This is a genomic window from Pseudomonas sp. PSKL.D1 (assembly GCF_028898945.1).
Classification (GTDB): Bacteria; Pseudomonadota; Gammaproteobacteria; order Pseudomonadales; family Pseudomonadaceae; genus Aquipseudomonas.
Genome location: NZ_CP118607.1, coordinates 538,773 through 554,730 on the forward strand (window position 1 = coordinate 538,773; position 15,958 = coordinate 554,730).

Annotated in this window: 14 protein-coding genes and 1 riboswitch; of the genes, 5 read left to right on the forward strand and 9 right to left on the reverse strand. The window is 61.5% G+C overall.

The genetic code is table 11. The annotated features are described in order from the left end of the window. Nucleotides 1-30: 30 nt before the first annotated feature. The 3 genes from PVV54_RS02240 to ahcY all read right to left on the reverse strand — a co-directional run bounded on the left by PVV54_RS02240 (nucleotide 31) and on the right by ahcY (nucleotide 3,621). Complete coding sequence (locus PVV54_RS02240; RefSeq protein WP_274908400.1) at nucleotides 31-1,107, reverse strand: hypothetical protein; 1,077 nt, start codon at nucleotides 1,105-1,107, stop codon at nucleotides 31-33. 93 nt (nucleotides 1,108-1,200) lie between these two features. Next, a complete protein-coding gene (gene metF, locus PVV54_RS02245; RefSeq protein WP_274908401.1) occupies nucleotides 1,201-2,046 on the reverse strand; it encodes a methylenetetrahydrofolate reductase [NAD(P)H] in 846 nt (281 codons plus the stop codon). Between the two features lie 165 nt (nucleotides 2,047-2,211). Continuing rightward, a complete protein-coding gene (ahcY, locus tag PVV54_RS02250; protein WP_274908402.1) occupies nucleotides 2,212-3,621 on the reverse strand; it encodes an adenosylhomocysteinase in 1,410 nt (469 codons plus the stop codon). 21 nt (nucleotides 3,622-3,642) lie between these two features. Next, a riboswitch (S-adenosyl-L-homocysteine riboswitch) is annotated at nucleotides 3,643-3,739 on the reverse strand. A gap of 179 nt (nucleotides 3,740-3,918) precedes the next feature. Between ahcY and PVV54_RS02255 the strand changes: the two genes are divergently transcribed. Next, the gene (locus tag PVV54_RS02255; RefSeq protein WP_274908403.1) at nucleotides 3,919-4,320 is read left to right on the forward strand and encodes an acyl-CoA thioesterase; all 402 of its coding nucleotides are present in this window, start codon (nucleotides 3,919-3,921) and stop codon (nucleotides 4,318-4,320) included. A 32-nt stretch (nucleotides 4,321-4,352) separates the two neighbouring features. Here the strand turns inward: PVV54_RS02255 and PVV54_RS02260 are convergent, their stop codons facing one another. Next, nucleotides 4,353-5,588, reverse strand: coding sequence for a cation:proton antiporter (locus PVV54_RS02260; protein WP_274908404.1), 1,236 nt, complete (start codon nucleotides 5,586-5,588; stop codon nucleotides 4,353-4,355). A 179-nt stretch (nucleotides 5,589-5,767) separates the two neighbouring features. On the opposite strand from PVV54_RS02260, the gene PVV54_RS02265 reads away from it, so the two are divergent. Together PVV54_RS02265 and PVV54_RS02270 are read left to right on the forward strand one after the other, a co-directional pair. After that, nucleotides 5,768-6,601 carry a DMT family transporter gene (locus PVV54_RS02265; RefSeq protein WP_274908405.1) on the forward strand — a complete coding sequence of 278 codons (834 nt, stop codon included), beginning with the start codon at nucleotides 5,768-5,770 and terminating at the stop codon, nucleotides 6,599-6,601. 27 nt (nucleotides 6,602-6,628) lie between these two features. Beyond that, nucleotides 6,629-7,015 carry an MAPEG family protein gene (locus PVV54_RS02270; RefSeq protein WP_274908406.1) on the forward strand — a complete coding sequence of 129 codons (387 nt, stop codon included), beginning with the start codon at nucleotides 6,629-6,631 and terminating at the stop codon, nucleotides 7,013-7,015. 78 nt (nucleotides 7,016-7,093) lie between these two features. On the opposite strand, the gene mltA is transcribed toward PVV54_RS02270, so the two are convergent. After that, nucleotides 7,094-8,245 carry a murein transglycosylase A gene (gene mltA, locus PVV54_RS02275; protein WP_274908407.1) on the reverse strand — a complete coding sequence of 384 codons (1,152 nt, stop codon included), beginning with the start codon at nucleotides 8,243-8,245 and terminating at the stop codon, nucleotides 7,094-7,096. Nucleotides 8,246-8,364: 119 nt separating this feature from the next. Between mltA and PVV54_RS02280 the strand changes: the two genes are divergently transcribed. Further along, nucleotides 8,365-8,811: a c-type cytochrome gene (locus PVV54_RS02280; RefSeq protein ID WP_274908408.1), complete on the forward strand. Its 447-nt coding sequence runs from the start codon at nucleotides 8,365-8,367 to the stop codon at nucleotides 8,809-8,811. 228 nt (nucleotides 8,812-9,039) lie between these two features. Here the strand turns inward: PVV54_RS02280 and PVV54_RS02285 are convergent, their stop codons facing one another. The 4 genes from PVV54_RS02285 to PVV54_RS02300 all read right to left on the reverse strand — a co-directional run bounded on the left by PVV54_RS02285 (nucleotide 9,040) and on the right by PVV54_RS02300 (nucleotide 13,592). Next, on the reverse strand, nucleotides 9,040-9,432 hold the full coding sequence (locus tag PVV54_RS02285; protein ID WP_274908409.1) for a DUF1090 domain-containing protein: 393 nt from the start codon (nucleotides 9,430-9,432) through the stop codon (nucleotides 9,040-9,042). Between the two features lie 131 nt (nucleotides 9,433-9,563). Next, nucleotides 9,564-11,261: an NAD-dependent DNA ligase LigB gene (gene ligB, locus PVV54_RS02290; protein ID WP_274908410.1), complete on the reverse strand. Its 1,698-nt coding sequence runs from the start codon at nucleotides 11,259-11,261 to the stop codon at nucleotides 9,564-9,566. Nucleotides 11,262-11,404: 143 nt separating this feature from the next. Next, nucleotides 11,405-12,595 (reverse strand): methionine adenosyltransferase, encoded by a 1,191-nt coding sequence (gene metK / locus PVV54_RS02295; protein WP_274908411.1) that lies wholly within the window; start codon nucleotides 12,593-12,595, stop codon nucleotides 11,405-11,407. A 19-nt stretch (nucleotides 12,596-12,614) separates the two neighbouring features. After that, nucleotides 12,615-13,592 carry an ArsR/SmtB family transcription factor gene (locus tag PVV54_RS02300; RefSeq protein WP_274908412.1) on the reverse strand — a complete coding sequence of 326 codons (978 nt, stop codon included), beginning with the start codon at nucleotides 13,590-13,592 and terminating at the stop codon, nucleotides 12,615-12,617. Between the two features lie 226 nt (nucleotides 13,593-13,818). Between PVV54_RS02300 and tkt the strand changes: the two genes are divergently transcribed. Next, on the forward strand, nucleotides 13,819-15,816 hold the full coding sequence (gene tkt / locus PVV54_RS02305) for a transketolase (RefSeq protein ID WP_274908413.1): 1,998 nt from the start codon (nucleotides 13,819-13,821) through the stop codon (nucleotides 15,814-15,816). The last annotated feature ends 142 nt before the right edge of the window (nucleotides 15,817-15,958 follow it).

The window sequence follows — 15,958 nt, forward strand, 5'->3', positions numbered from 1 at the left end:
GCGCGAGATTACGCGGCGGATAGTGGCAACTCAAGACCGAGACCCGTTCAACAAATGCGCCTCGATATCCTTGCGTCTGTCGCCTAGTGACAATCGCATGCCCGGATGGCGCAAGCATTGTCGCAATTGCTCCGGCTCCATACGGCCATAGCGATCGTTGAGGTTCTCCAGTGCCTTGTCCCACCAGGCCGGTGCGCAGGCGCGGTCAAACTCGTTGGGGTAGGGGTAGCAGCCGTACAGCAACTCACGGGCAAACTGCCGTTCGCGGCTGGGCATGGTCAGGCTCAAGGCTTTGTAGCCAAGGCGGTGCAGGGCGGGAGGCCGAGGCAGTTGATCGTTGACCAGAAGCACGTCGGCCCGCGCGGCTTCGCTCAGTGGGGAGTTGCCATGTTTGCGCAGCCAGGCCTGGATCTTGGCGCGAAACTGCGCCTTGCGGCTCCAGTAGTGATGAATGACGTCGGTGCATTCGGCCAGTTCCAGCTTGCGGTAGGCTGCAACGGCCAGGCAGAACTCCTCCAGCGTGTAGGCGGCACGGGCCAAGGGGTAGAACTCGTCCATCATGGCAATGGAGTGGTCGAGCGTTGCCGCGTCTGCCTCGACCAGGCCGATAACGCCGGAGTTCACCAAAGGCATCTGGCAGTCGGCCAGGCCGCGCTGCTGGAGAATGGTCAGCAGATTCTTGTACAACAGGCATTTTTGATTGCCGCCATAGCGCCCGCCAACAAAGTTGCACAGTAACTGGCCCTTCTTCACCCGCTGGAACAGCTTCATGGGTGAGGCGCGGAAGAATGTGTCGGTATCGATCAACACGGCCATGGGGTGCTGCCGGAGCACTTGGCGCAGCAGCACATGCTTGCTGCGAAAGTGATAACCGTGGGGCTGGTTCCAGGCGTTGCGAGTTTCGTCGTCGAGAACGTGAACAGTGACCGGAAGGTTGCCGTAGGGCTCGGGGTTGTCGGTGAACACCTGGATGTCCATCGCCTCGGCTGCCGCCGTGTCGAGGTGAGTCAGGGCGCTGACGATGCTGAAACAGGCTTCCTGATGATAGGTTGCCGGGCCGAACGCCAGGTAAACCAGTTGTGCACGCGATGGCGGAAGATGCTGCATTTCAGGCAAGACCTGTCTGAACCAGAAAGAAATAAGGCTTTAGTCTATGACCAAAGCCTTAAGCATTTCTGAACGAGACTTTGCCAAAAAGTTTCAGCGAGGCAGCTTCAGGTTGTTCCAGATCGCCAGGCTCGGTTCGGCCTGGTTCAGGGTGTAGAAGTGCAGGCCCGGTGCGCCGCCTTGCAGCAACTGTTCGCACATGCGGGTGATCACTTCTTCGCCAAACGCCTGGATGCTGGCGGTGTCGTCGGCATAGGCCTCAAGCTGCTTGCGGATCCAGCGTGGGATCTCTGCACCGCACGCGTCGGAGAAGCGCGCCAGCTTGCTGTAGTTGGTGATCGGCATGATGCCCGGCACGATCGGGATCTCAACGCCCAGCTTCTGCGCGCGCTCGACGAAGTAGAAATAGCTGTCGGCGTTGAAGAAGTACTGGGTAATGGCGCTGTCGGAACCGGCCTTGACCTTGTGTACGAAGTTGGCCAGGTCAGCTTCGAAATTGCGTGCTTGTGGGTGCATTTCCGGATAGGCGGCTACTTCCAGGTGGAAGTGGTCACCGGTTTCCTGGCGGATGAACTCGACCAGGTCGCTGGCGTAGCGCAGTTCACCACTGGCCATGCCCATGCCTGACGGCAGGTCACCACGCAGGGCGACGATACGCTTGATACCAGCCGCTTTGTACTCGGCCAGCAGGCTGCGCAGGTCATCCTTGCTGTCGCCGACGCACGACAGATGCGGGGCCGCAGGGACTTTGACTTCGCTTTCCAGCTGCAGCACGGTGTTCAGCGTGCGATCGCGAGTGGAACCACCGGCACCGTAGGTGCAGGAGAAGAAGTCCGGGTTGTAGCTGGCCAGCTGTTTGGCCACAGCCATCAGCTTTTCGTGACCGGCGTCGGTCTTGGTGGGGAAGAACTCGAAACTGTAGCGGCGTTCTTGTGACATCAGGCGTTCCTCAAGCAGCAAGCCTCAGGCGGCAAGCTGCAAGTAAAAGCCAGATCGGTGAAGGCCGATCTGGCTTGGCATCGTTCAAGATCGTGAGTGCTTGAGCGTCAAGCGACAATGGCACGTTTTGCCTTTGCTTGCCGCTTGCAGCTCAAAGCTTGCCGCTTAGTAGCGGTAAGCGTGCGGCTTGAACGGGCCTTCGACGGTCACACCGATGTAGTCGGCTTGCTGCTTGGTCAGTTTGGTGACCACGCCGCCGAAGCCGCGGACCATTTCCAGGGCCACTTCTTCGTCGAGCTTCTTCGGCAGCACTTCTACGGTCAGGCGCTCGGCTTTCTTCTCGGCCGACAGGTCAGCGTACTTCTGCTCGAACAGGAAGATCTGGGCCAGCACCTGGTTGGCGAACGAGCCGTCCATGATGCGGCTTGGGTGGCCAGTGGCGTTGCCCAGGTTCACCAGGCGGCCTTCGGCCAGCAGGATCAGGTAGTCATCGTTCTGCGCGTCGAAGTCGCCAGGGCCGGTGCGGTGGATCTTGTGCACCTGCGGCTTGACCTCTTCCCATGCCCAGTTCTTGCGCATGAAAGCGGTGTCGATTTCGTTGTCGAAGTGGCCGATGTTGCACACAACGGCACGCTTCTTCAGGGCCTTGAGCATGTTGGCATCGCAGACGTTGACGTTACCGGTGGTGGTGACGATCAGGTCGATCTTGCCCAGCAGGGCCTTGTCGATGCTGGCTTCGGTGCCGTCGTTGTTGCCGTCGATGAACGGCGAGACCAGCTCGAAGCCGTCCATGCAGGCCTGCATGGCGCAAATCGGGTCAACTTCGGTGACCTTGACGATCATGCCTTCCTGACGCAGCGACTGGGCCGAGCCCTTGCCCACGTCACCGTAGCCGATCACCAGCGCTTGCTTGCCCGACAGCAGGTGGTCGGTACCGCGCTTGATGGCATCGTTCAGGCTGTGACGGCAGCCGTACTTGTTGTCGTTCTTGCTCTTGGTGACCGAGTCGTTGACGTTGATGGCCGGGACTTTCAGCTCGCCCTTGGCCAGCATGTCCAGCAGGCGGTGAACGCCGGTGGTGGTCTCTTCGGTAACACCGTGCACGCGGTCCAGAACGGCCGGGTACTTCTTGTGCAGCAGTTCGGTCAGGTCGCCGCCATCGTCAAGGATCATGTTGGCGTCCCATGGCTGGCCATCCTTCAGGATGGTCTGCTCCAGGCACCACTCGTATTCTTCCTCGGTTTCGCCTTTCCAGGCGAACACCGGGATACCGGCAGCAGCGATGGAGGCTGCGGCCTGGTCCTGGGTGGAGAAGATGTTGCAGGACGACCAGCGTACTTCGGCGCCCAGGGCAACCAGGGTTTCGATCAGCACGGCAGTCTGAATGGTCATGTGGATGCAGCCCAGGATCTTCGCACCCTTGAGCGGCTGCTCAGCGAGGTACTTGCGACGCAGGCCCATCAGGGCAGGCATTTCCGATTCGGCGATGATGGTTTCGCGACGGCCCCAGGCAGCCAGGGAGATGTCGGCGACTTTGTAATCGGTAAAACCAGCAGGCGTGTTTACAGCGCTCATGTAGAGCCTCCATTCGTAGTGTGCGAATGGGCGCCGTTGTGCGTTGAGCGTCCGCTTTGGCGGACAACGCCCCATCCGAGCCTGACAGGCCGAGCCTGCTGCAGCGCCCCTCGGACAGGTGGCGGGCATGGCGCCGCAGTGGGCAGCCATGTGAAACGGCAGGGATTATAGCCTTGGGCGTGTGACACACCCAAGGCTTTCTGTCGATTAATCGCGACGATAGTCGATGATCAATGGAGCGCTGGCGGCCGCTCTGCCATCATTACTTCACGTTAGCCAAGCAGGTCAGGAGTACAGATGAACTTTCACACCCGCAAATGGGTTAAACCCGAAGACCTCAACCCCAACGGCACGCTGTTCGGCGGCAGCCTGTTGCGCTGGATCGACGAAGAAGCCGCGATTTACGCCATCGTTCAGTTGGGTAACCAGCGTGTGGTGACCAAATACATTTCGGAGATCAACTTCGTCAGCGCCTCGCGCCAGGGCGACATCATCGAGCTGGGCATCACGGCCACCGAGTTCGGCCGCACCTCCATCACCCTGAAGTGCGAAGTGCGCAACAAGATCACCCGCAAGGCGATTTTGACGGTGGACAAGATGGTCTTCGTCAACCTGGGCGACGACGGGCTGCCGGCTGCGCACGGGCGTACCGAGATCAAGTACATCCAGGACCAGTTCCCGGATTCTGCGGTGGAATGATGATTTTGGGGCCGCAAAGCGGCCCCAGAGTCTCAAGGCTGGGCGCTGACCTTGCGCACCACCCGGCCCACCGTCAAACCCTGCACCAGGATCGACGACAGCACCACGATGTAGGTAATCGACAGCAACAGGTCGCGCTCGCTCCCTTGCGGCAACGACAGCGCCAGCGCCACCGACACCCCGCCACGCAACCCACCCCATGTCAGCACGCGAATAGTGCCCTTGGGCACACTGCGCCAGCGGCGCAGCAGCACGATGGCCGGGGCCACCGTCAGCAGGCGCGACAACAGCACGGCCACTGCCAGCACGCCACCCGCCGCCAGGTGCAGCCAGTTGAACGGCAACAGCAACAGCTCCAGGCCGATCAGCGCAAACAGCAGGGCGTTGAGCATGTCGTCGATCAACTCCCAGAAACCGTCCATGTAACGGCGGGTCATGTCGTTCATCGCCAGGTTGCGGCCCAGGTTGCCGATGATCAGGCCGGCCACCACCATCGCGATGGGCGCCGACACGTGCAGCTCGTAACACATTGCCGAGCCGCCAATCACCAGTGCCAGGGTCAGCATGACCTCGACCTGATACTGCTCGACGCTTTTGATCATGCGGTAGGTGGCGTAGCCGATCAGCCCGCCGAACACCGCGCCGCCGATGGCTTCGCGGGCAAACAGGAGGGCGGTTTCCGATGCGCTGGGCGTTTCACCAAGCTGGATGATGCCCAGCAGTACGGTAAACACCACCACCGCCGTACCGTCGTTGAACAGCGACTCGCCCACGATGGTGGTTTTCAGTGGTTTCGAGGCATTGGCCGTACGCAGCGCGCCGAGCACGGCAATTGGATCGGTCGGTGAAATCAGTGCGCCGAACAGCAGGCAGTAGATCAGCGGCACATTCCAGCCGAACAGGGCGAATACCCAGTGGGCCAGGTAGCCAATCACGACCGTGGCGATCAACACGCCGAGGGTGGCCAGCAACCCGATGGGCCAGCGGTAGCTGCGCAGGTCGGTGAGGTTGACGTGCAGGGCGCCGGCAAACAACAGGAATGACAGCATCCAGTGCATCAGCAGATCATTGAAGTCGATCTGGTTCATCAGCCCTTCGACGCGGTCTTCCAGGCCGGGGAAACCGATCAGACTAAGCCCCTGCAGCAGCAAGGAGAACAACAGCGCCGTGACCATCACGCCGATGGCGGGTGGCAGGCCGATGAAGCGGTAATTGACGTAGGTGAGGAGGGTGGTGAGGCAAATGAACGCGGCAACTAATTCAAGCATCCTGAATCCTGTAGCAATGGCTTCCAAGTCGTACCCGAATGGCATCGGGCAGTTGTTTGATGACCTGGCGATGGGTTCGGGACACAGCTTTGACCGAATTCACTCTTTTCGTTCCGTGGTACCTGGCAGTTGAGAAGCGTTGTATCGTTGCCTGCTAGGACTGCATGGAGCTTTTTTGCGTGTTGGCAACTTCCCTGGTTCTGGTCGCCGCCCTGTTGCACGCGACCTGGAACACCTTGATCAAATTCAGCGGCGAGCGCTTGCTCGTGATTGCCAGCATGGACACGGTAGCGCTGGCTTTTGCAGTAGCCGCGGTGGCCTTCGTCGACTTTCCGCCTGCTGAAATCTGGCCATGGCTGTTGGCCTCAGCGCTGGCCGAGCAGTTGTACCGTGTCCTGTTGATCAAGGCCTATCGGGTTGGCGACCTGGGCCTGGTCTATCCTCTGATGCGCGGGCTTTCGCCGCTGGTTGTGCTGGGGCTGACCCTGGCCTTTGCTGGCGAGTCGCTGAGCCAGCAGCAGATCATCGGCATCCTGCTGATTCCTTGCGGCATGGCCTGCCTGTTGTGGCAGGGCGGCGGCGGTGATCGGCTGCCTTGGTCGATGCTGCCGGTGGTGGCGCTGATCGGCCTGTGCATCGGCTGTTACACCTGGTTCGACGGGCAGGCAGTGCGATTGTGGGGCAAGCCGCTGGATTATCTGGTGTGGCTGACCTTGCTCAGTGCCTGGCCCTTCCCGTTGCTGGCCAGCGTGGCGAGGCGGGCGCCTTTCGTGATGTTCTGGCGCACGCAGTGGCGGCTGGGCATGGCGGTCGGGTTGTGCGTGTTGTTCAGCTACGCCCTGGTGCTGTGGGCCATGCACCTGGGCTCTGTTGCCGAGGCGGCGGCGCTGCGCGAGTTGAGCGTGATTCTGGTGGTGCTGCTGGGCATGCGCTACCTCAAAGAACCTTTTGGCGGGCCAAGACTCCTAGCTTGCGGGCTGGTCCTGGCAGGCATGCTGGTGATGAAGCTCTAACCCATTTTCGAACAAGGAGTCGTGAGCATGACCGTTGCCCTGTGGTGCATCCTGATTGCGTTGGTGTTGAACCCGCTGTGTGCGTTGATTGCCAAGGTAAGCAGTGGCCGTTTTGGCCTCAAGGACAACCACGACCCCCGCGCCTTCCTCGATACGCTGTCGGGCCTGCCGCGCCGGGCCCATGCCGCGCAACAGAACGGTTACGAGGCGTTCCCGGCGTTTGTGGCGGCGGTGCTGGTTGCGGACATTGTCGGCAATGCCGAGCAGGTGACGCAGGATGTGCTGGCAGTGCTCTATATCACCAGCCGGTTGCTTTACATCATCTGCTACCTGGCTGACTGGGCGGCGTTGCGGTCGGTGGTGTGGTTTGCCGGGCTGGCTTTGATTGTTTCGTTCTTCGTGGTTTCTATCTGATACCGAGTCGCCTGCTTCGCGGGTAAATCGCAGTGGCGGTTCGCCGCTGCGATTTACCCGCGAAGAATCCAGCGCCGATTACAGCACCTTCGGCACCTCAGGCAGCGGCTTGCCTTTGGGCCACAGCATCCAGATCTGCCCCTGTTGCTTCATGTTTCCCGCCAGTTCGCCTGCCTCAGGCCCGGTTCCCCAGAACAAATCAGCACGCACCTCGCCAGTAATCGCCCCGCCGGTATCCTGTGCCCCCACAGGCCGCACGACAGGCGAGCCATCCGGGCGCGTGGTCGACAGCCACAGCAAACTGCCCAATGGAATCACTTTACGGTCGATGGCCACGCTGTAACCCGCCGTCAGCGGCACATTCAGTGAGCCGCGCGGGCCTTCATTGCTGTCTGGCCGGGTGCTGAAGAACACGTAGCTGGGGTTGCTGGCCAGCATTTCCGGCACGCGCTGCGGGTTAGCCTGCGCCCAGGCATGAATGGCACCCATGCTCACGTCTTCCTTCTTCAACTGGCCTTGCTCTATAAGCCAGCGTCCAATGGGGCGGTATGGGTGGCCGTTCTGGTCGGCGTAGCCCAGGCGCAGCTGACGCCCGTCTTCCAGTTGCACCCGGCCAGAACCCTGAATCTGCAGGAACTGCAGGTCCATGGGGTCGGTCAGCCAGGCCAGCACCGGTGCCTTCACACCGTCGCGGTTTATCACCTCGGCAGTGTCGTATGGCTTAAGCACCCGGCCATCGAGGCGCCCGCGCAAGCGCTTGCCTTTGAGTTCGGGGTAAACGCTGGCCAAATCGACCACGATCATGTCCTCGGGTACGCCGTAAACCGCCACGTGCGCAGCTTCCGTGCGCTTCAGGCTGCCGGGGTAGACCGGTTCGTAGTAGCCAGTGATCAGGCCGTTGGCGTTGTTTTCGGCAGAACGCAGGCCATAAACCTCCAGGTTTTGCTCAAGGAACGTCCGCACCTGGGCTGCGCTGGCGGTGTCGCTGCCGGCCGCTTCGCAGGTGGCTGCCCACACCGGGTCGCGCTTGAGCTTCTCGCAGCCGCTGCGCCAGGCGTAAAAGCCGGCCAGCAGGTCTTCGTCGCTGACCGTCGGCAGGTCTTTCCAGGTGGCGGGGGCGTAGGTGGCAATGGCGTGTGGCTCAGGCTTGGCGCTTTCGCCGCCGTTGCAGCCGGCCAGCAGGGCCAGTGCGGGGAGTGTCCAGGCCAGGTGGCGCAGGGCAGATTTCATCAATGGATTCCTGTCAGTGGTGAACATGAAGTTTCACCCCTGTCTTTTATGTGGCTATTGGTCTTTGTGCGACGGGCGGTGATACTGGCCGCCCGTTTGTGTAGGCCGAAGTGACCGTGATGTTCAAGCGATTGACTGTAGTGCTGCTTGCAGCCCTTGCCCTGACTGCCTGTGATGCCGTAGACCCGAACTCGCCGCTGGGCCTGCGTAAAACCATCTTCAAGGACATGCTCAAGACCAGCGAGGACATGGGCGGCATGCTGCGTGGGCGCTTGCCGTTCGATGGCCGGAAATTCGCTGACGGTGCAGTGAAGCTCGACACATTGGCCCATGAACCTTGGCAACATTTCCCTCAGGTACGGGACGATGGCAAAAGCAGTGCACGGCCCGAGGTGTGGGAGCGGCAGGCCCGGTTCCATGACCTTGCCCGCCAGCTGGAAGGCGTCACCGGTGAACTGGTCACTGTAACCCGCAGCCAGCCGTTGGACGCCGTGCAGTTGAAGGTGCCGATGGACAAGGTCGAAGCCGCGTGCAAGGCCTGTCATACCGAATTCCGCAATCACTGAAGACTGTGCTGGCTGAATTGGCCCTTGTGGGAGCGGCCTTGTGTCGCGATGGGCTGCAAGGCAGCCCCGGCAATATCAGTTGCGAAGCTGAAATCCAGGGGCCGCTGCGCGACCCTTTCCGACCGGTCCGGCGCCCCGGCAAGGCCGCTCCCACAGTAATCGCGTCAGCTTTTAGGTTTCATACAAGACAGTTGCTCACATATTGACCGTGCCAGCGGGTCAGATGCCTTAGCGATCCAGGTCGTCCACGGCTTCCTGTAGTTCTTTACGCGACTCGGCCAGTTTGTCCTTGCGCTTGTTGATTTTCTCGGCGTCGCCTTTCTTCTCGGCCTTCTTCAGGTCTTTTTCACGCTGCGCGACTTCGTGGCGGGCGTCCAGAACCTTTTGCTCGCGCTCTTTGCGCAGGCCCGAATCGGTGCATTTGTCGACGCCACGCAAGGCCTCTTCCAAGCCAGCCACCTGGCCGCTGTTGCCTTGGTCACGCGCAATCTTAAGCTGGTTTTCGATGGCGCTGCGCTTGGCGGCGCAGCCGGTCAGGCCGGCATCCGGTTGGGCGGCTTGCGCGGTGCCGGCAGCCAGGCCGATTGATGCGAGCAAAACAAGGGTGGAGATGCGTTTCATGTGGCCTCCTTTACGGGGCGGGGCAGCAAAAGATGGAGCAAATGCTGCCTTGGTTTTACTGTTTTAGAAACCCTTGTTAAGCCATTGCACGGCCAAACTCAGCATTTACTTACACTTATTTTTCCAAAGGCTCATTGTTGGCTGGCCTCTACATGGATTCGGAAGCCGTCAACTTCACGCTCGCCCAACCGCAAAGCGATTGTCTGCACCTCTGCGTCGGCAAAGAATGCGGCAAGTTGCCGGGCCCGAGTCGGACCTATGCCGGGTAATGACTGCCAGTCGTCCTCTGAGCGTGCTGCCAGCGTCGCCCAGTCGCTTTGCAAACTTGTCTCTCGCGGAGCGGGAACGCCGAGGCCACGCAACCAGCGGTCAAAAGGTTGAGCCCGGCCTGTTTCGAAGCTCTGAAGCAGGCGCGTCGCCGTGGCCTTGCTGATGCCGGGTAAGCCTGCAAGTTGCTCAGCATCCAATGTTAGCCAGTCGACCAGAGATGTTAATTGGCCTCCGTCCACCAGCCTGCGCCACGTACCGGGGCCAACGCCCGGCATCGCCAACCCTTTTTGCCCGCTCAACCACGTAAGCCGGGCGAGAAACTGTTCTTCGCAGCCCACACTGGCTTGCCAGCAGCTGTGGGGGCCGTATTTTCCGGGCGCGGGCGCTGTGACGGGTTGGCGTACGCTGGCGCGGTGAACTACCTGTTCGAAGCGCGGAATGGTCAGGCCAGCCAGGCTGATGGCTACCTGATCACCCGGGCGGGCATCGCTGGCCTGCCAGCGAGCCAGTGACCCCAGGCTGACCTGGCTGATCATTCGGTCGTCGAGCTTGACCGGCTCCAGCTTCAGCACCGGTGTGACCTTCCCCGTGCGACCCACCCGAAAATGGACGTCACGTACCAGAGCCAGCGCTTGGGTGTAGGGGTATTTCCAGGCGGCAATCCAGTAGGGCGCCTTGGCTTGCCAGCGTTCGGCGGGCGGCCGGCTGTCCTGGCGCAGGATTATGCCGTCGGTGGCGAAGGGCAGGGGAGAGTGGTACCAGTGCAAACGCCACAGTGCGGCTTCGTCCGCAGATTTGATGGCCTTGCTGTAGCGCTGAGTGTCCGCAAAGCCGAGTTCGCTCAGCTGTGATTGGCGCTTTGCCTGATCGTCAGGCCCCAGCGGCCAGTCCCACACAAAAAGCCCGATGCTGGCGCCAAGTTCGTGGCCGAGTTGTTTTCGGGCCAGCAGCCCCGCGACCGTGCCGCGAGCATTGGCGCTGCCTGTTTGCGCCTGAACATGGTTGTCCATGCGCAAGTACAGCTCACCTTGCAGCACCAGGTCCAGCGGTTGGGGTAACTGCCGGTTAATCGTGTGTAGGTCTGAAATATGGCGGCTCCAGTCGTGGCCCCGAATGCCATCACCGCGGCTGAGCAGTTGCGTGAGCTGGCCTTGGCGATAAATCAGCGATACGGCAACCCCATCTATTTTTGGCTGGACCCAGACGCCAGTTTTGCCCGCCATCCAGTGGCGCATGGCCGCTTCATCGGGCAGCTTGTCGACGCCGGTATGAATCACCGGGTGCGTGATCGGCCCGCGCGCGGTGGCCAAGGCATTCACTTGATCCTCAATTTTGAAGCATTGCTGCAGGTGTTGCAGGCGCTGGCGGCTTTGGTCGTAAAGCTGGTCAGTCACCAGTGCAACGCCTTGGCGATGGTAGTGGTCATCCCAGTTGGCGAGGGTTGCGCGCAGTTTGGCTACCTCGGCGGTAGCGCGCTCGGAGGGCCAGCCAGGGCAATTGGCCGCTTGCGAAGCGAGCGTGTACAGCAACAGCAGGGTAAGCAGCAGTACTTTCAGCATGGCCAGCATCCTTGCTTGGCGGAGTTGAAGCCTCAGCGTAGGCAGGCGGGGGCATTACTGTGCCGAGCAATTGTCAGCCGATATGTCACAAAAAAGCCCCTGCCGATCACTCGGCAGGGGCTTTCATTTACCGCTGTAGGAAATTACAGCCCGGCAGCATCACGCAGCGACTGGGCGCGGTCGGTGCGTTCCCAGGTGAATGTGGTGAAGGTGTCGTCGCCGACCGTCTTCTGCTGTGGCTCGCGGCCGAAGTGGCCGTAGGCTGCGGTTTCCTGGTACATCGGGTGCAACAGGTCCAGCATTTTGGTGATGGCGTACGGGCGCAGGTCGAAGCACTCGCGTACCAGCTGGATGATCTTGTCGTCGGAAACCTTGCCGGTGCCGAAGGTGTTGATCGAGATGGAGGTCGGCTGGGCCACGCCAATGGCGTAGGACACCTGGATCTCGCAACGCTCGGCCAGGCCAGCGGCAACGATGTTCTTGGCGACGTAACGGCCAGCGTAGGCTGCCGAGCGGTCGACCTTGGACGGGTCTTTACCCGAGAACGCGCCACCACCGTGACGGGCCATGCCGCCGTAGGAGTCGACGATGATCTTGCGACCGGTCAGGCCGCAGTCGCCCACCGGGCCACCGATGATGAAGTTGCCGGTCGGGTTGATGTGGTATTGGGTGCCTTTGTGCAGCAGCTCGGCAGGCAGGGTGTGCTTGACGATCAGCTCCATCACGGCTTCTTGCAGGTCTTTCTGCGAAACCTCAGGGTTGTGCTGGGTCGACAGAACAACGGCGTCGATACCGACGACCTTGCCGTTCTCGTAGCGGCAGGTGACCTGCGACTTGGCGTCCGGGCGCAGCCAAGGCAGCAGGCCCGACTTGCGTGCTTCGGCCTGGCGCTCGACCAGACGGTGCGAGAAGCAGATAGGCGCCGGCATCAGTACGTCGGTTTCGTTGCTGGCGTAGCCGAACATCAGGCCCTGGTCACCAGCGCCCTGGTCTTCCGGCTTGGAGCGGTCAACGCCCTGGGCGATGTCCACCGACTGCTTGCCGATGATGTTCATCACGGCGCAGGTGGCGCCGTCAAAGCCGACGTCGGAGCTGTTGTAGCCGATGTCGATGATGACGTTACGCACCAGCTCTTCCAGGTCGACCCAGGCCGAGGTGGTGACTTCGCCGGCGATAATGGCAACACCGGTCTTTACCAGGGTTTCGCAAGCCACGCGGGCATACTTGTCCTGGGCGATGATGGCGTCGAGGACGGCATCAGAAATCTGGTCGGCGATCTTGTCCGGATGCCCTTCGGACACGGACTCGGAGGTGAAAAGGGAGTATTCGCTCATCTCGACGGGTTCCTAAAATTTACCGATGGTGAGTGTCGCCAGCCGTCCGCTGAAAATGGCGGACCTGTATCTGGAAACCGTTACGCAAGCCCACGTAGAGGCTGTCCCCAAGGGCCAGCCCTGCCGCGTTGGCCCAACGGGCCAGGTCGTCCTGTTCAAAGCCAAGCCACAGGTCGCCGCAGGCTTCCCGCGCCCACCCCTGGTCATGGCTGCACAGTTCGGTGACCAGCAGGCTGCCGCCCGCTTTCACCCGTTTGGCCAGCAGGCGCAGGGCCTGGGCCGGGTCGCTGAAATGGTGCAAAACCATGTTCAGCACAACGCAGTCGGCTTCCACATCCGTTGCACCCAGTGCATCGGCCAACTGCAGGTTTACGTTATTCAGGCCTTCGCGTTCGCACACCTGGCGCGCCAGCTCGAGCATGGTCGGGCTGTTGTCCATGGCGGTGACCGTGGCAAAGCGCCGGGCCAGGTCAGGCAGGAAGCCGCCATCGCCAGGGCCCACCTCCAGCGCGCTCGCGCTTGGCAGGTAATCCAGCTTGTCGAGCAGGGCCAGCAAGCTTTCGCGGTACTGCGGCAGGCCGGCGATCAAGTCTTGCTGGGCACGAAACTTCTCTTCGACCCGCAGGAAAAAGTCCTGGCTGGTGGCCGCGCGGCGTTGCTGGATTTGTGCAATGCGCACTTGCACGTCCTGCGCCAGCGCCAGTTCGTCGACCTCTTCGAGCAACGCTGCATGCAAGCGCCCGCTGGGCAGAGCACGACGATAGAAGATGGCATTGCCCTCGCGCCGGGTGGCCACCAGGTCGGCCTGGGCCAGCACCTTCAAGTGGTGGCTCATGCCGGACTGGCCGATGTCGAAGATCTGCGCCAGCTCCAGCACGCCAAACGAATCGCTGGCCAGCGCGCGCAACACATTCAGGCGCAACGCATCGCCACTGGCTTTGCACAGGGCTGCCAGTGTGTCGCTTTGCACGGGGATGGGTTGCGCACGAAGGTTCATGACGCGGCAGTCTAGACAGGCAACCCTCACCCCGCAAGGCCAATATCAAAAAGTTTTGATATTGGCAGATGGGCGGGACCGCTCGCCGGTTTTTCCCCCGGATTGGATGCCAATCACAGGAAATTCGCCCAACTGTGGCCATCCGTCATTGCCCCAAGGCCCGCCTGTGGGCGAAAATGGCCGCCTTTTTCGTTACACCACCAATTCAAGCCCCAGGAGATAAGCGATGCCCAGCCGTCGTGAACGTGCCAACGCCATTCGTGCCCTCAGCATGGATGCCGTGCAAAAGGCTAACAGCGGCCACCCAGGTGCCCCCATGGGCATGGCGGATATCGCCGAAGTGCTGTGGCGCGACTACATGAAGCACAACCCGAGCAACCCGAGCTTCGCCGACCGCGACCGCTTCGTGCTGTCCAACGGCCACGGTTCGATGCTGATCTACTCGCTGCTGCACCTGACCGGCTATGACGTCAACATCGACGACCTCAAGGCCTTCCGCCAGCTGCACAGCCGCACCCCGGGCCACCCGGAATACGGGTACACCCCAGGCGTCGAGACCACCACTGGCCCCCTCGGCCAGGGTATCGCCAACGCCGTAGGCTTCGCCCTGGCTGAAAAAGTCCTGGCTGCCCAGTTCAACCGCGAAGGCCACAACATCGTCGACCACAACACCTACGTGTTCCTGGGCGATGGCTGCATGATGGAAGGCATTTCCCACGAAGTCGCTTCGCTGGCTGGCACTTTGGGCCTGAACAAGCTGATCGCCTTCTACGACGACAACGGCATCTCCATCGACGGGGAAGTGCACGGCTGGTTCACCGACAACACCCCGGCGCGCTTCGAAGCCTACAACTGGCAGGTGATCCGCAACGTCGACGGCCATGACGCCGACGAGATCAAGATGGCCATCGAGACCGCGCGCAAAAGCGACCGTCCGACCCTGATCTGCTGCAAGACCATCATCGGCTTCGGTTCGCCGAACAAGCAGGGCAAGGAAGACTGCCACGGCGCACCGCTGGGCAACGACGAAATCGCTCTGGCCCGCAAAGAGCTGAACTGGAACCACGGCCCGTTCGAAATCCCGGCCGACATCTACGCCGAGTGGGACGCCAAGGCCGCCGGTGCCAAGGCCGAAGCCGAGTGGAACCAGCGTTTCGACGCCTACGCCAAGGCTTACCCTGAGCTGGCTGCCGAGTTCAAGCGCCGTGACAGCGGCGAGCTGCCGGCCGACTTCTCCGAAAAGGCCCAAGCCTACATCAACGAAGTGGCTGCCAAGGGCGAAACCATCGCCAGCCGCAAGGCCAGCCAGAACGCGTTGAACGCCTTCGGCCCACTGCTGCCTGAGTTCCTCGGCGGCTCGGCTGACCTGGCCGGTTCCAACCTGACCCTGTGGAAAGGTTGCAAAGGTGTCGAAGCGAACGACGCCAGCGGCAACTACGTGTTCTACGGCGTGCGCGAGTTCGGCATGACCGCCATCATGAACGGCGTTGCCCTGCACGGTGGCCTGGTGCCTTACGGCGCTACCTTCCTGATGTTCATGGAATACGCCCGTAACGCCGTGCGCATGTCGGCCCTGATGAAGCAGCGCGTCATCCACGTCTACACCCACGACTCCATCGGCCTGGGCGAAGACGGCCCGACTCACCAGCCGATCGAGCAGCTGACCAGCCTGCGCAGCACGCCGAACCTGGACACCTGGCGCCCAGCCGACGCCGTTGAATCGGCCGTGTCCTGGAAAGCCGCCCTGGAGCGCAAGGACGGCCCATCGGCGCTGATCTTCTCGCGTCAGAACCTGCAACATCAGGATCGCAACGCCCAGCAAATCGCCGACATCGCCCGTGGTGGCTATGTGCTCAAGGACTGCGCTGGCGAGCCTGAGCTGATTCTGATCGCCACCGGTTCGGAAGTGGGCCTGGCCGTTCAGGCGTTCGACAAGCTGAGCGAGCAGGGCCGCAAGGTCCGCGTCGTTTCGATGCCGAGCACCAGCGTGTTCGACGCCCAGGACGCTGCTTACAAGCAGTCGGTGCTGCCGTTGGAAGTTGGCGCGCGTATCGCCATCGAAGCTGCCCACGCCGACTTCTGGTACAAGTACGTCGGCCTGGAAGGTCGTATCATCGGCATGACCACTTACGGTGAGTCGGCCCCGGCCAGCGCACTGTTCGAAGAATTCGGCTTCACCCTGGACAACATCCTGGGCACCGCCGAAGAGCTGCTGGAAGACTGATGTAACAATGGAGGGCAGTGTCGCCCTCCATGTCGTGCAAGGGGAGGGCTTCGCCCTCCATCGCGACGCAAGGCCGCTCCCACAGGTACTGCGCTATTCAGGAGATGGCGCGGTCCTTGTGGGAGCGGCCTTGCGTCGAGAT

Coding starts and splice junctions, on each gene's coding strand:
- PVV54_RS02240 (WP_274908400.1), bottom strand. CDS start 1,107: ATGCAGCATCTTCCGCCATCGCGTGCACAACTGGTTTACCTGGCGTTC.
- metF (WP_274908401.1), bottom strand. CDS start 2,046: ATGTCACAAGAACGCCGCTACAGTTTCGAGTTCTTCCCCACCAAGACC.
- ahcY (WP_274908402.1), bottom strand. CDS start 3,621: ATGAGCGCTGTAAACACGCCTGCTGGTTTTACCGATTACAAAGTCGCC.
- PVV54_RS02255 (WP_274908403.1), top strand. CDS start 3,919: ATGAACTTTCACACCCGCAAATGGGTTAAACCCGAAGACCTCAACCCC.
- PVV54_RS02260 (WP_274908404.1), bottom strand. CDS start 5,588: ATGCTTGAATTAGTTGCCGCGTTCATTTGCCTCACCACCCTCCTCACC.
- PVV54_RS02270 (WP_274908406.1), top strand. CDS start 6,629: ATGACCGTTGCCCTGTGGTGCATCCTGATTGCGTTGGTGTTGAACCCG.
- mltA (WP_274908407.1), bottom strand. CDS start 8,245: ATGAAATCTGCCCTGCGCCACCTGGCCTGGACACTCCCCGCACTGGCC.
- PVV54_RS02280 (WP_274908408.1), top strand. CDS start 8,365: ATGTTCAAGCGATTGACTGTAGTGCTGCTTGCAGCCCTTGCCCTGACT.
- PVV54_RS02285 (WP_274908409.1), bottom strand. CDS start 9,432: ATGAAACGCATCTCCACCCTTGTTTTGCTCGCATCAATCGGCCTGGCT.
- ligB (WP_274908410.1), bottom strand. CDS start 11,261: ATGCTGAAAGTACTGCTGCTTACCCTGCTGTTGCTGTACACGCTCGCT.
- metK (WP_274908411.1), bottom strand. CDS start 12,595: ATGAGCGAATACTCCCTTTTCACCTCCGAGTCCGTGTCCGAAGGGCAT.
- PVV54_RS02300 (WP_274908412.1), bottom strand. CDS start 13,592: ATGAACCTTCGTGCGCAACCCATCCCCGTGCAAAGCGACACACTGGCA.
- tkt (WP_274908413.1), top strand. CDS start 13,819: ATGCCCAGCCGTCGTGAACGTGCCAACGCCATTCGTGCCCTCAGCATG.